This is a genomic window from Pedobacter frigiditerrae (assembly GCF_032678705.1).
In the GTDB taxonomy this organism is placed as follows: Bacteria; Bacteroidota; Bacteroidia; order Sphingobacteriales; family Sphingobacteriaceae; genus Pedobacter; species Pedobacter frigiditerrae_A.
Map to the genome: position 1 here is coordinate 379,450 of NZ_JAVTSS010000002.1, position 13,907 is coordinate 393,356.

Below are 13,907 nucleotides of genomic sequence, written 5' to 3' on the forward strand. Positions count from 1 at the left end.
CTTTGAGTGAATCAAATTTTAAATCTGTAAAAATGGAAAGAAAAAACTTTTTAAGGAGCTTGGTAATTGGTGCAGTTTCCGCTCCTGCAATCTTAGAAGCTTGTAAAAAATCAAGTTCATCGAGTGAAATTGGTACAACAACAACTCCAACTGGAGGTTCATCCACAGGTTCATGTGTTGTAGCGCCAACAGAAACTGAAGGTCCATTTCCAACACATACACCTACTTCTTATGTCCGTGGCGATATAACAGATGGTAAAAGTGGATATAAATTAACGGCAAAAATCGTTATTGGCAATAGTAACAGCAACTGCAATCCCTTAGCTAATGCGATTGTAGATATTTGGCATTGTGATGCTGATGGAAATTACTCTGAATATGGCGGTAGTGGAATGCAAGCTACCAATTATCAATCTGTACATTTTTTAAGGGGAAGACAAACTACAGATGCAAATGGATTAGTAACTTTTACTTCTATTTTCCCAGGTTGGTATACAGGTAGGGCAACACATATTCACGTTCACGTTTATAATGCTGCAGGCACTTCTTTAAAAGTTACTCAAATTGCATTTCCAGAAGGTACAAGTTCTGCAGTTGCAGCTGTAAATGGATACTCAAAAGGAATGAGTGGTTATACTTACAACAAATCTGATAACGTTTTTAGTGATGATAGTTCGGGAATTGAAATTGCAACAGTTACAGGCTCTACTACTGCAGGATTTGTATTGAATATGCAAATTAGCGTTCCTGCTTAAAAATATATTTGTTTGGTTAGTTAAAGGTGTTGGTTCTCATTCCAGCATCTTTTTCAATTAATTACGATATGGAAAAACGTATCATCACACTGTGTTACAGAAAAATAATTGATATAAATAGCCCAAAAGCTTGGGATAAGTTAATGTTTGAAGATTCGTACAAGGAGTTCAAATTACAAGCTCAATTTTATAATCAAGATAAAAAATATAACACTTTTTCGGAGCTTATCCACAATGTGAAGGGCTCAGAAAAATTGCATTTTTTGGTAAGTGGTGCAATTATAGATTATCTAAGAAAGCTAAATGATATTATTCCAGATATTGCAAATAACCTAGGCAAGCCATTTTTAACTTTTAAGCATTTCAAGTTTGAAATTATCAATTCTGATTTAAGAAATATAGATAAACATATTATTGCTATCAATTTTTATTCAGAGCCATTAATTTGGCATGATACAATTGCAGCTTACTTATTAACTTCTCCAATTATTGCAACAGAGGGCGATGTATTGACCGATATGTTCGCAATTCAGCCCTTTTTAACCATACATTCCATAAAATGATAAAATCTGTATCTCAAGGCAAGATATTTCTTGCAGAACAAAGAGGCTTAAAAGAAACTAATAAAGTGAGAAGGTTTAGCACTTTCAATTTTGAAGGCTTTAAAAATCCAGATAAAACATCAGTTGATGAACTTTATATGTTAAATGATGAGATGTTGACTGGCTATCAAAAAACTTGTTTTGAAGTAGATAGGGATAGTTATATCATCATTTTACCAATTACCGGAGCAGTTAATTATTTAGACGACAGCGAAAATGAAACTGATGTTGATGTTGAAGAAGCTGTTATCGTTTACGTAGAGCAAGGTGCAAACATCACTTTGAGTAATCCTTTTGAAAGTGATATCGTAAATTATTTATGCATCGGTATAAAAGCTGATGAACCAATGGAGAACAATCCACAGTTCTGTAATTTTGATTTATCTATTCAAAATCAGCTCATTAAAATTAAGGCTAGCGAAGTTCCATTTGCACTAAATATTGGAAGATTTGATGGTCGAAAAGAAGCTAGATACAGCCTAAATAAATCTGCTAAACTATATGCTTTTGTTATAGCTGGTGCTTTTGAAATTGATGGAAGATTATTGCATGAGAAAGATGGTTTAGCACTTTGGGCTACCGAAGAAGTTGAAATGGAAGCACTGAGCAACAATGCTGTTATTTTGGTGATAGAGCTTAATTAGTATAAAGTTTAAGCATCGAGTATAAAGATTTCACTCAACTCCGAATAAAAAATCTGCGAATCTGCGGCTAAACAATTCTATATCAAAATTCAAAAACTGATATTAATCTGAAAATCATCCTAAACGGTATGAGCATATTATTATCTTTGCCTTCATGAATATTCTATTGTTAGGTTCTGGCGGAAGAGAGTGTGCTTTTGCTTGGAAAATGAGCCAATCTGCTCAATGCTCAAAATTATTTATCGCTCCTGGTAATGCAGGCACAGGTGCTTATGGCAAAAATGTAAACATCAATCCGAATGATTTTGAAGCCGTAAAAGCATTTGCCTTAAAAGAAGGTATTGAACTTTTAGTGGTTGGTCCAGAAGAGCCTTTAGTAAATGGAATTCATGATTTTTTTGCAAATGATGATGCATTAGCAAACATTCCAGTTATTGGGCCTAAAAAAGAAGGTGCAATTTTAGAAGGAAGTAAAGATTTCTCTAAACAATTCATGGAACGTCATGGCATTCCTACCGCAGCATCAAAATCTTTTACAAACGAAAACTTAGCGGAAGGCTTAGCTTATTTACAAAATCACGCTACACCAATCGTATTAAAAGCTGATGGCTTAGCTGCTGGTAAAGGTGTTTTAATTTTAGATAACGTTGCAGAAGCGCAAGAAGAATTAAAACTAATGTTAGGTGGTAAGTTCGGCAATGCCGGAAGCACAGTTGTTATTGAAGAATTTTTAACTGGAATTGAACTTTCAGTATTCGTTTTGAGCGATGGTAAAAATTATGTGATTTTACCAGAAGCGAAGGATTACAAAAGAATTGGGCAAGGCGATACTGGTTTGAATACTGGTGGAATGGGTTCAGTTTCTCCAGTTCCTTTTGCTAACGACACTTTCATGGCAGAAGTAAAAAGAGACATCATTCAGCCAACTATTGATGGTTTATTAAAAGACAACATTGATTATACTGGTTTTATTTTCTTTGGCTTAATTAAAGTTGGAGATAAACCTTACGTAATTGAATACAATTGCCGTATGGGCGACCCAGAAACGGAAAGTGTAATCCCTAGAATAGAAAGTGATTTAGTAGAGTTATTCGTTGCTTGTGCAGATAAAAAGTTAGACAGCTATCAATTATCGATTAGTCCTAAAAACGCCGCTACTGTAATGATTGTTGCTGGCGGTTATCCTGGAGATTACGAAAAAGGAAAATCAATTTCTGGAATTGAGAATTTACGCAATTCATTAGCTTTTCACGCAGGCACAGCTTTAGAAGGCGGAATAGTTAAAACTAACGGCGGTAGGGTAATTGCAATTACAAGTTTACAAGACGACCAATTTACAGCATTGCAATGTGCAACAGGAGATGCTGGCCGTATTTATTTTGATGGCAAATATTTCAGAGAAGATATCGGTTTTGACTTGATGTAAACGGAATCGTCATATCGACGATAGGAGATATCTATATGTTTTATTTTCTAGATTCCGCCCAAAGGCCGAAATTACGGCTTTATATAACAACAAAGGCTTCGAGAATCTCGAAGCCTTTCTGTTTATTTTAAGAAGTACCTATTTTGATTTAACAGCTAAAAGTTCCTCTAATTTTTTGTGTAAAGCTTCACCTCTTAAACTCTTTCCTACAATTTTGCCAGTAGGGTCAATTAAGAAGTTTGCAGGGATACCTTGAATACCATATTGGTATCTAGCGTCATTCTCCCATCCTTTTAATTCAGAAACATGCGTCCAAGTTAATTTGTCCTTTTCAACTGCTTCTAACCACTGTTCTTTGGTGGTTCCTGTAGAACCTCCATCAAAAGATACACCGAAAACGGTAAAGTTTTTATCTTTGAATTTATTAAAAGCAGCAACTACATTTGGATTTTCAGCTCTACAAGGGCCACACCAAGCTGCCCAAAAATCAACCAACACATATTTCCCTTTAAAATCTGACAGCTTCACTACTTTACCTTCAGGATCATGTTGCGCAAAATCTGGCGCTATTACGCCAATTGCGGTTTTTTTAGCACCTTCAATTGTGTTCGCAATATTCTTTCCTAAAGCAGATGCTCTATATTCAGCAGCATATTTTAAAAACTGAGGCTCTACAATTTTTGGATCAATATCATATCCCATTATAGCTCTGAAAGCAACTAAGCCCATATAAGAGTTCAAGTTTTCTTCAGCAAATTTCTTAGTTAAAGGTTCTCTATCCTTATTGGCAGCAGTGTACTTAGCCATAAAAGGTTTCATAAAAGTTGTATCTTTTTTCTGTTCTGGTGTATATGTATTATATTCTTTCATTAATGCATTTACATTATCATTCATTGGTTTAAACAATGCGATATATTTTGCATTATCGTCATTCACCTTAGAGCCAGTAATTTTTGCATATTTGATAGAATCAGCTGCTTCAACTTTTATAGTTGCTTTTTCAAGAAATACAGTAATTAAATCTGATGGGACACGTTTTTTGGGGTCAACGGGTGTTGCGTCATGTTTAACTCTAATGGATGCAGAAGTTACACCATCAACAGAACCTTTGAATTCAAATGCACCATTTTTTAATGTTGCAGAATCTGTAATGCTATTTGTGCCTACTTTATAAACTAAAAATGCTTTTGCAGGTTCATTTAAAGAGCCAACTTTACCTTGAATGGTAAAAGCTTGCTGTGCCATTAAGCCTAGTGGTAAAAGGCAAAAAGCAGATAAAATTAATTTTTTCATTATGTATTTAATTAGGGTTTAGGGGCTTAGATTATAAGCAAATATAAAAAATCTGCACTTTAAAAAGATGCTTTAAATGTAAAATTATGATAGCTTTTGGTAGGCTTTGCTTCGCTACAAACAAATCAACCTATGCTTTTCCAACTTAAAACCTTATGCTTACTTCTTTTCTGATTTTCAGAACCTCCATAAATCAATGTTTTTTCCACGGGTTTTGGGCTAGCATTTATCTCAAATTTATCTAGATTTTTAAACAAATCGGCATTTATAGTTTGTGTTGCCTTAATTTCAAACACAGAAAAGCCATCTGCTGTAGGCTCAAGCAAATCAACTTCATTGGCATGGCTATCTTGCCAAAAATAATATTCATCGTTTAAATAATTATGATTGCTTTTCTTCATGAATTCGGTCACAATCATATTTTCAAAAATGCTCCCTTTTAATCTGTTTAAAGTCAAGCCATCACCACTTTTAATTTTCAAAAGGTGACAAAGTAAGCCTGTATCATAGAAATACAATTTGGGAGTTTTTACCTGTCGCTTATTAAAGTTTTCATAATAAGGTTGTAAAAGGAAAATAATGTAACTACTCTCTAAAACTGATAGCCAGTTTTTAGCGGTAGGCTGAGATATATTACATGCATTTGCCAATGCACTTAAGTTAAGCAGTTGTCCCGCTTGATTTGCACATAAAGCAATAAAGGTTCTAAAAGCTCGCATATCACGAATGCTCAAAAGTTCGGTTACATCTTTCTCTATGTAAGTTTGAATATAATTAGCAAAATATACATTCGGCTTTATGCCTCTATCATATATAGCTGGATAAAAGCCCTTTACACAAGCATCCTCATATTTTTCTTCCAATAAGCCGTTGGCTGTGAGTTCATCAAAATCAAATGGAAGTAACTTAAACAAAGCAACCCTTCCAGCTAAACTCTGAGTTATACCTTGCATTAAGTGAAAATTTTGCGAGCCAGACAAAATAAATTGTCCCATTTTTTTCGATTCATCAACAATGCCTTGCAAATAAGAAAAAAGCTGAGGTGCACGTTGTACTTCATCAAAAATTACTTTATCATCATATTCTTTTAAAAAAGCATTAGGGTCTTCTAAAGCAAAAGCTCTTAAATCTGGGTTTTCCAGTGAAATATAACGATAATCATCAAATATACCTTTAAGCAAGGTGGTCTTTCCTGATTGCCTTGGCCCCGTTACCGCCACAATAGGAAACTTGTTCTTTTGAATTGTTATATGCTTAGTGATATTTCTTTTAATTGTTTCTTGCATAGCAATTTAACCTCTTACAAAGTTAATACAATTTTGAATATTCACAACGCCAATTTTTAAATTACACAAGATAAATTTTGAAATTACACAACATTAACTTTGAAATTACACAACATTAACTTTGAAATTACACAAAAGATTAAGATAACTTTTGGTAGGTTCGCCACCATAAATCGGGCATTTCTCCATTAACAGCGGTGTTATAATCATCATATCTGCATGGCACAAGGTGATATCTTTCATTTTTTGAAATACCTGTCGGATATGGAACTTGCATCCACCAACGGTCTGAACGTTTACTTTTCACAAAATTCATTTCGCCAGAACCATCCTTTAAGCTTGCCCTGTAAATGATATATTGAGATTTAGGGGTCAGTGGAAAATCTTGTTTACGGTTATAAAATCCATCAATAAAATACCAAACCATTTGCGCTAATAACATAGCTGTCTGTCCGTTTCTATCGTATGCCGGATTAAATTCATAAAAACCGATAGATGTTAATTTATCATTCATTCCTGCATAACGGGTAATTCTGCAAGCATCCTCACCATAAAATCCATTCGGACCAGAATTAATATTAGCACCAGCATCGCCAGAACGAATAGCGCCTAAATCGAAGCTAATCATATTCGCATTGCGAAGAATTGGCTCAGTTAAGGTAATGTCTGGCAAAAACTCTCCTAAACGATGAACATCAAAATAAAGCTTATCCATTACTCTCAAACTATCTTGATTTACAAAATAAGTTTGATAACCAATATTACTATAGTTAAACAAATAGTTAGGTTGATGAAGGAAAATCTTGCTTAAGTACGAATTTGAAGTTGTTGCAACTCCTTCATCTTTATCTTCATCTAAGTCAAATCTAGAATCTACAACTACTAAATCAACTTTTTGCTCCAAACTTTCATACGCCATGTATTGCGCATAGGTTAAATCTTGACCGCCGCCAATAATTACAGGCAGAATATTCAATTTTATCAGCTCTGCTACAACTGTTTTAACAGCGAAATAAGTATCTGAAACTTCTTTGCCAGCAATGATATTTCCTAAATCGATTATTTTACTGTTAAAAGTACCTTCGTTTAAGGCGTAAAATTGCTCTCTAAAATGGTCGGCACCTAACGCACAACCGTTATTATTTACCGCACCCCTATCATCATTTACACCAAAAATGGCAATATCAAACGCTTTATCTTCCAATTCTGGGAAACGTTCGGTATAAAAATTTGCCTTTAACCCTAGTTGGCTAGTTAAAAATCCCTGCTTGGGACTAAACTTTTCTGGGTTAATTGGCGAAAAAAAATCTGATAAAGACATAAAAGCGGTATAAATGTTTGGCATCAAATATCTATTTTTGGGCGCATATATTAATGAGCTATCTAAAAAAAATACAATGATACTGGTAACCGGCGCTACAGGATTTTTAGGTGCAGAATTAATTCATCAATTAACTGCTCAAAATTTAAAGGTAAGAGCGTTAAAAAGAGAGACTTCTAAAATTCCAGATTTATTAAAAGATAACTCGCTTATTGAATGGTTTGTTGCTGATATAAATGAACCCGAAACCTTATCTGACGCTTTTGAAAATGTAAATCAGGTTTACCACTGTGCAGCTTTTATTTCCTTCGACCCAAAAGACAAAGCAAAATTGTTAAAAGTAAACATCGAAGGAACTTCAAATATTGTAAATCTTTGCGCCGATTTTAATGTTCGATTAGTTCACGTAAGCTCCATTGCCGCATTAGGAAACGCCAAAAAAGGAGCACAAATTACCGAGAAAGATTTTTGGGAATACGATTCGAAAGTTCACGCTTATGCCATTTCGAAATATGAAGGTGAAATGGAAGTTTGGCGTGGCATTGCCGAAGGATTAGACGCTGTTATTGTAAATCCGGCAGTAATTATTGGTAAAAATGCAGGTTTCGAAGGAAGTGGTGCAATTTTTAAATTGGTAAAAGATGGCTTGAAATTTTATACCGATGGCGCAACAGGAATTGTTGATGTAGCAGATGTTGCCAAAAGCATGATTGCCTTAATGAACAGCGAAATTACCGCAGAGCGATATACTTTATCTGCTGATAACCTGAATTATAAAGATTTTTTTGCCGAAATTGCCGATGGTTTTGGAATTAAAAAACCAAGTACAGAAGCTAAACCTTGGATGCTGGGCATTGCTTGGAGAGCTGCAAAAATAGCTTCTATTTTTACCAGAAAAGCCCCAGCCCTAACCAGAGATGCCGCTCGAAGCAGTTTTAATTTGAGCTATTACAGCAATGAAAAAATTAGAACTGCCATCGGAATTGAATTTAAACCTCTTAAACAAAGCATAGCTGAAGTTTGCAAAGCTTTGAAATAAATTACATGAAACAACAAAACTACTACATCATTGATTTTGACAGCACCTTTACACAAGTAGAAGCTTTAGATGAACTGGCCCGTATCTCCTTAAATAAACATCCTGACAAGGAAGCAATCTTTAAAAAAATTGAAGATTATACCAATTTAGCAATGGAAGGAAAACTTTCATTTTCTGAAAGCTTGGCAAAACGCGTACAATTATTAGAGGCAAATGAAGACCATTTAAAGCAACTGATTACCCGTTTAAAGAAGAAAGTTTCGGCTTCCTTTTCTCGTAATGCGGCATTCTTTAAAAAACACGCTGATGAAGTTTTAATAGTTTCTGGCGGATTTAAAGAATTCATCACGCCAGTTGTAAGTCAGTATCACATTAAAAAAGAGAACATTTATGCCAACACTTTCGTAACCACAGGTGATGGAAAAATTATAGATTACGACCACTCAAATCCTTTAAGTGAAGAAGGCGGAAAAGTAAAACTAATTGGCCAGATGGGTTTACAGGGCGAATTGTATGGTATTGGAGATGGGTATTCAGATTATCAACTTCGTGAAAGTGGGTTGATAAAAAAATTCTATGCTTTTACAGAAAACATTGCAAGGGAAAGCATCGTTTCAAAAGCCGACCATGTTACACCAAGTTTTGATGAGTTTTTGTATGTAAATAATTTGCCAAGGGCGATATCATATCCTAAGAACAGAATTCTTTGCTTGGTTGTTGGAGATATTCCAAAAGAAAGTATCGACCTTCTGAAAAAAGATGGATTTTCAATTAGACATAAAACCTCTTTCGAGGAAAAATATGTTGCCGATGTAGGTATGATTTTATTAGCCGATGGCGAAAAAATTGAACAAGAAAAATTAGAACGTGCTGTTAAGCTAAAAACCATCGGTTATTTGGGAAGCGCTAAAAACAAGCTTTCTTTTCAAACTTGTACTGATATGGGAATTGTGGTTTTCGACGACCCAAAAAGCAATCCAAGAAGTGCCTCTTTTATTCCGAAACGTGTAATTGATTTTATGAATAAGGGTACCACTTATATGAGCAGCAACTTCCCTAATTTACAATTACCAGCTATTGATAAATCGCACCGTTTAATTCACATCCACAAAAACGTTCCTGGAATTATGGCGCAAATCAATACGATATTTGCCAAACACAACATCAACATTGTTGGACAATTTCTAATGACAAATCCAACTTTAGGTTACGCCATAACAGATATTAATGCCGAATATGATAAACAATTGTTTAAATCGTTAAAGAAGATTGAGAACACCATTAAGTTTAGGGTGTTGTATTAACTAGCTATGAAATTTAACATGGATTTTAAAACTTGGAAATGGGCTTCATTCATTAGTGTGATTATAGCCAGACCAAGTTAATTGATTAGTAAATAGTTTATTGTTGCATTTATTTGCGACCATTATTTTCATTATTACTAATTTTAATTAAACCATGGATTTTACACCACAAATAAAAGACAAACTAGACAAGCTTCAAGAAAAGTACGAAGCGATGGGTCAGGATATGGCATCTTACCTAGACGGTTTGTTATATGCAGATTTTTTAACCTATTGGGATTATATCCATTTAGATACTTTACTGAGTTTACAAAGCCCCAAAACTCCTTTCCCTGATGAAGAGATTTTTATCATGTATCATCAGATTACGGAATTGTATTTTAAACTTTCTTTACACGAATGCAGGCAAATTGCAGAACACTCTGAATTAACTGCTCAATTTTTCACAGAACGTGTAAAACGGATTAATGCTTATTTTAATGCCTTAACCACTTCTTTTGAAGTAATGGTTAATGGAATGGAGAAAGAGCAATTTTTAAAGTTCAGAATGTCTTTATTGCCTGCAAGCGGTTTTCAATCTGGCCAATACCGAATGATAGAAATTAGTGCCACAGACTTTACCCAATTGGTTGATAAAAGTCAGCGAGAAGCGCTAAGAAACAATACCATCGAAGAGAAATTTGAACACATTTATTGGAAGTTTGGTGCTACAGAATTATCGAGTGGCAAGCAAACCTTAACCTTAAAACAGTTCATTAAAAAATACGCAGCACAATTTCTAGCTTTAGCCAAAGAACGAGAACACACCAACTTTTCTGCTTTATATCATCAGCTAAAAGAAAAAGGGGAAGATGTAAGCCAATTGGCTGAAGAATTACGAAAACTAGACCTTTATGTAAACGTAGAGTGGCCTTTATCTCATTATAAATCAGCTGTGCGTTATTTAGAAAAAGACCCTGTAGATATTGCTGCCACCGGCGGAACGAATTGGCAGAAATATTTGCCTCCGCGTTTTCAAAAGCGAATTTTTTATCCCTTTTTATGGACCGAAGAACAAATGGAAGAATGGGGTAAAGGATGGGTGCTTAGTGTATTACAAACACTTCGAAAATGAAATTAAATTGGGTTTAAAGCCATTTTTTCATACTTTTGCATCATATTAATACTTAAGGCAGTGATAGATACTTTACAAATTAAGATTACAGAAAGCAGCAATCCGAGATTAGCTGAAACAGAATTTAAAGATATCCCATTCGGAAAAATTTTTACAGACCATATGTTTATGGCCGATTTTGAAGATGGAGAATGGAAGAATTTGCAGATTTTACCTTACGGACCAATTCCAATGAGCCCTGCAATTTCTGCTTTACATTATGGTCAGGCAATTTTTGAAGGAATGAAAGCTTATCGTTTGCCAAATGGCGAAGTAAGTGTTTTTAGAGCTGATAAAAACTTTGAACGTTTTAATATTTCTGCTGATAGAATTGCAATGCCAACTATTCCGGAAGAGATTTTTATGCAAGCTATTTCTACCTTAATTAATATCGATAAAGGTTGGGTACCTACGCAAGAAAATTACTCGTTGTACTTAAGACCCGTAATGTTTGCAACAGACTCAGCTCTTGGCGTAAAAGCAAGTGATACTTATAAATTTGTTTTGTTGGCTACACCAACCGGACCATATTATACGAATGCTTTAAAAGTTAAAATAGAAACTAAATATACCCGTGCAAATGAAGGTGGTGTTGGTTATGCTAAAACTGCTGGTAATTATGCTCGCTCTTTATATCCTTTTGCAGAAGCGCAAAAAGAAGGTTTCGACCAATTACTTTGGACAGATTCTGCAACCCATACTTTAATTGAAGAATCTGGTGCAGCTAACGTAATGTTTGTTTTAGATGGCAAATTAATTACTGCTGCAGTAAGCGAAACTATTTTAAATGGCGTAACTCGTGATACCATTATTGCTTTAGCAAAAGACAGAGGAATTACTGTTGAGGAAAGAAAAGTAACCATCGCAGAAATTGTTGAAGGCGCTAAAAATGGAAAATTAACCGAAGCTTTTGCAGTTGGTACCGCAGCTACTGTTACTCAAATTGGTGAGATTGGTTATCAAGGCGAACTTTATAAATTAAGTGACGCAAGTACTCGTACCATTTCTACTAGCCTTGCAAAAGAATTAAACGATATCAGAAACGGATTAACTGAAGATAGATTTGGTTGGAACTGGATTGTTTAACAGTTTTCAATTAACAGCTAGCAGTTAGCTCAACAAATAATTAACCGCCTTATATGCAAAACATATAAGGCGGTTTTGTTTTTAGCGGCGTCGCTGTTGTTGTTCCTTTTTCTCTATTCTAATTTCCCTGCGTCTTCTACGTTCATCTCTATCATCTTTCATCTTTTCGAATTTGGCAACTTGGGCTTTAATTTCGGCTTCTTTTTGTGGTGTTACACCCACACTATACTTTACACCTTGAAATAAGGTTTTCCAAATGAAACTAAAGAATGAAGCTGTTGGTTCGCGTTTAAAATTAATAGTTGCCGAGGTATATTTTCCGTCTGCTGTGGGATTATCTGAGTATAAAACCAAGGCATTTGCCAAGATAGAAAGCAAACCCTTCTTAACTAATCGTTGCCTGCCTTCTTGCTTTTTTAAGAGCGCTACAGATAAATCGTTAAATTTAAAATCTACCTTTCCTTTTGCAACATCCTGATTTGCCTTAATATCAAATGCCAAACTTTTAATATCTCCTTTATTTACCTGAACCATTCCTAATGGCTTAACGATTTGATTTAGTTTCCTGCCATCCAAATTGGTAATTGCTCCCTTATAATCAAAAGCCCCAATTGGCGATGTTAAATAGAATTTAAAGTTGATGTCTAATTTCCCTTGCCCCATTACATAACTCTCCAAATCTGCCTGCATAACTGGGTTAACGTCTTTTACCTTTACTGCATTGGTAGCATTTGTAATGGTGCCTGAAGTTCTTTGAAAATTAATTTTTCCTCGTTGTAAACTCTTCTTGTCGAACTCGGCATAACTCACATCGATATTATTGAGTTTAATTTTTTTGATGGTCAATTGTGCGTTTAACTGTTGCAACAATTGATGCGGGAATCTTCCTGTTTTATCTTTAATCAGCTTAGGAAATGTATTATTATTAAACACATTTACACTTCCATCTGTAATGGTCATTTGGCTGGCAATTAATTCTCTTTTGCGTATGTATGCGGGTAAATCTAAGCCATCAAGGCTGATGTTATTGAGCTGGATATTAAACCTATCCCGAGCATAACCGGCTACTTTGGCGAATTCAGTTTCGCTATAACGAGGCACTAATCCAAATTCTTTTATATTCACTTTTCCGCTAGATGCGGTAAAATCTAATTGATTAACATTAATGTGGTACATACTATCTGGTGTTGCATAAGCATAGTTTACCACATTTACATTAATGTCTTTTAGCAAATAGAGTCTTGTTTTATCTTGGGCAGAAAGTGAGTCAATTAACCAATCATTTAGCGTAATACTGATGTTTGCCACAGAATCTGTATCGGCAATTGGTCCATTGTTATTTACATATTTAAATCTAGCATTTCTAAAATCTACCACCTCTACTCTTAACGATTTAAACATTTTTTTGATGTAATCGTAAGGAGAAACCCTTGGTCGCGGAGGTCGGTTATCATTAAAATCGAAATGTTTGTTAACCATTGTAATGTCTGGCTTATCAAACAGCAACAAATCTACATCTACCTTTTTATTGAAATAGATATTAAAGGGATGGAATTTTTTAATGGCCAGTTCCTTTAATTTGATGTAATAAAGATTATTTGGTGCTTTTTTCGCTGCTATTAAAAGCTTAAAAACATTGGTATCTGGAATGATTTTCACATCGCTTATAGTTGCAGAACCTGTGATGAAATTGGTATGAATTTCAGAAAAATCTACACTGTACAAACCATTAGTTGATTTTTGAACCAACTCCTTTAACTCTGCCTTAATTAAGGGTTTAAACTTTATGCTGATGTACCAAGAAGCGCCGACTAAACTTACAGCAATGAATAATAATATTCCTAAAACCCATTTTAAAACTCTAAATTTTCTTGGTGCCTTTTCAGCCATATTGTGAACATCTGTTTATGTGTTCCAATATAGTAAAATATAGCGATTTTTGAACCATCTAAGACAGCTAAGAAAATCTTAGATTAACTTAGATTTCTTAGATGGTAA

At 34.6% G+C, this 13,907-nt stretch carries 12 protein-coding genes; 8 read left to right on the plus strand and 4 right to left on the minus strand.

Annotated elements, in window-relative coordinates:
* The first annotated feature begins 32 nt into the window (after nucleotides 1-32).
* From R2Q59_RS12295 to purD, 4 genes are all read left to right on the plus strand, one after another.
* Entirely contained in the window at nucleotides 33-755 is a 723-nt protein-coding gene (locus tag R2Q59_RS12295; protein WP_316785706.1) for an intradiol ring-cleavage dioxygenase, read from the plus strand.
* 68 nt (nucleotides 756-823) lie between these two features.
* Nucleotides 824-1,318: a hypothetical protein gene (locus tag R2Q59_RS12300; protein ID WP_316769341.1), complete on the plus strand. Its 495-nt coding sequence runs from the start codon at nucleotides 824-826 to the stop codon at nucleotides 1,316-1,318.
* Entirely contained in the window at nucleotides 1,315-2,001 is a 687-nt protein-coding gene (locus R2Q59_RS12305) for a hypothetical protein (RefSeq protein ID WP_316769343.1), read from the plus strand. The genes R2Q59_RS12300 and R2Q59_RS12305 overlap by 4 nt, the downstream gene beginning before the upstream one ends.
* A 154-nt stretch (nucleotides 2,002-2,155) precedes the next feature.
* Nucleotides 2,156-3,427: a phosphoribosylamine--glycine ligase gene (purD, locus tag R2Q59_RS12310; RefSeq protein ID WP_316785707.1), complete on the plus strand. Its 1,272-nt coding sequence runs from the start codon at nucleotides 2,156-2,158 to the stop codon at nucleotides 3,425-3,427.
* Between the two features lie 138 nt (nucleotides 3,428-3,565).
* On the opposite strand, the gene R2Q59_RS12315 is transcribed toward purD, so the two are convergent.
* The 3 genes from R2Q59_RS12315 to R2Q59_RS12325 all read right to left on the minus strand — a co-directional run bounded on the left by R2Q59_RS12315 (nucleotide 3,566) and on the right by R2Q59_RS12325 (nucleotide 7,327).
* Nucleotides 3,566-4,720 (minus strand): TlpA disulfide reductase family protein, encoded by a 1,155-nt coding sequence (locus R2Q59_RS12315; protein WP_316769347.1) that lies wholly within the window; start codon nucleotides 4,718-4,720, stop codon nucleotides 3,566-3,568.
* Nucleotides 4,721-4,845: 125 nt separating this feature from the next.
* Nucleotides 4,846-6,006 (minus strand): ATP-binding protein, encoded by a 1,161-nt coding sequence (locus R2Q59_RS12320; RefSeq protein ID WP_316785708.1) that lies wholly within the window; start codon nucleotides 6,004-6,006, stop codon nucleotides 4,846-4,848.
* Between the two features lie 139 nt (nucleotides 6,007-6,145).
* Nucleotides 6,146-7,327, minus strand: a complete 1,182-nt coding sequence (locus R2Q59_RS12325) for a formimidoylglutamase (RefSeq protein ID WP_316787299.1) — start codon at nucleotides 7,325-7,327, stop codon at nucleotides 6,146-6,148.
* A 76-nt stretch (nucleotides 7,328-7,403) separates the two neighbouring features.
* On the opposite strand from R2Q59_RS12325, the gene R2Q59_RS12330 reads away from it, so the two are divergent.
* From R2Q59_RS12330 to R2Q59_RS12345, 4 genes are all read left to right on the plus strand, one after another.
* The gene (locus R2Q59_RS12330) at nucleotides 7,404-8,366 is read left to right on the plus strand and encodes an NAD-dependent epimerase/dehydratase family protein (RefSeq protein ID WP_316785709.1); all 963 of its coding nucleotides are present in this window, start codon (nucleotides 7,404-7,406) and stop codon (nucleotides 8,364-8,366) included.
* Between the two features lie 5 nt (nucleotides 8,367-8,371).
* Nucleotides 8,372-9,670: an HAD-IB family phosphatase gene (locus R2Q59_RS12335; protein WP_316785710.1), complete on the plus strand. Its 1,299-nt coding sequence runs from the start codon at nucleotides 8,372-8,374 to the stop codon at nucleotides 9,668-9,670.
* A gap of 154 nt (nucleotides 9,671-9,824) precedes the next feature.
* Nucleotides 9,825-10,784 carry a tryptophan 2,3-dioxygenase family protein gene (locus tag R2Q59_RS12340; protein ID WP_316785711.1) on the plus strand — a complete coding sequence of 320 codons (960 nt, stop codon included), beginning with the start codon at nucleotides 9,825-9,827 and terminating at the stop codon, nucleotides 10,782-10,784.
* A 60-nt stretch (nucleotides 10,785-10,844) separates the two neighbouring features.
* Entirely contained in the window at nucleotides 10,845-11,909 is a 1,065-nt protein-coding gene (locus R2Q59_RS12345; protein ID WP_316785712.1) for a branched-chain amino acid aminotransferase, read from the plus strand.
* Nucleotides 11,910-11,990: 81 nt separating this feature from the next.
* Here R2Q59_RS12345 and R2Q59_RS12350 read toward each other — a convergent pair whose 3' ends face one another.
* Nucleotides 11,991-13,799, minus strand: a complete 1,809-nt coding sequence (locus R2Q59_RS12350) for a hypothetical protein (protein WP_316785713.1) — start codon at nucleotides 13,797-13,799, stop codon at nucleotides 11,991-11,993.
* Nucleotides 13,800-13,907 lie beyond the last annotated feature (108 nt).

Bases quoted from the DNA above. Each gene is read 5' to 3' on its own strand.
- R2Q59_RS12315 (WP_316769347.1), bottom strand. From the start codon at position 4,720: ATGAAAAAATTAATTTTATCTGCTTTTTGCCTTTTACCACTAGGCTTA.
- R2Q59_RS12295 (WP_316785706.1), top strand. From the start codon at position 33: ATGGAAAGAAAAAACTTTTTAAGGAGCTTGGTAATTGGTGCAGTTTCC.
- R2Q59_RS12320 (WP_316785708.1), bottom strand. From the start codon at position 6,006: ATGCAAGAAACAATTAAAAGAAATATCACTAAGCATATAACAATTCAA.
- R2Q59_RS12350 (WP_316785713.1), bottom strand. From the start codon at position 13,799: ATGGCTGAAAAGGCACCAAGAAAATTTAGAGTTTTAAAATGGGTTTTA.
- purD (WP_316785707.1), top strand. From the start codon at position 2,156: ATGAATATTCTATTGTTAGGTTCTGGCGGAAGAGAGTGTGCTTTTGCT.
- R2Q59_RS12340 (WP_316785711.1), top strand. From the start codon at position 9,825: ATGGATTTTACACCACAAATAAAAGACAAACTAGACAAGCTTCAAGAA.
- R2Q59_RS12335 (WP_316785710.1), top strand. From the start codon at position 8,372: ATGAAACAACAAAACTACTACATCATTGATTTTGACAGCACCTTTACA.
- R2Q59_RS12330 (WP_316785709.1), top strand. From the start codon at position 7,404: ATGATACTGGTAACCGGCGCTACAGGATTTTTAGGTGCAGAATTAATT.
- R2Q59_RS12305 (WP_316769343.1), top strand. From the start codon at position 1,315: ATGATAAAATCTGTATCTCAAGGCAAGATATTTCTTGCAGAACAAAGA.
- R2Q59_RS12300 (WP_316769341.1), top strand. From the start codon at position 824: ATGGAAAAACGTATCATCACACTGTGTTACAGAAAAATAATTGATATA.
- R2Q59_RS12325 (WP_316787299.1), bottom strand. From the start codon at position 7,327: ATGTCTTTATCAGATTTTTTTTCGCCAATTAACCCAGAAAAGTTTAGT.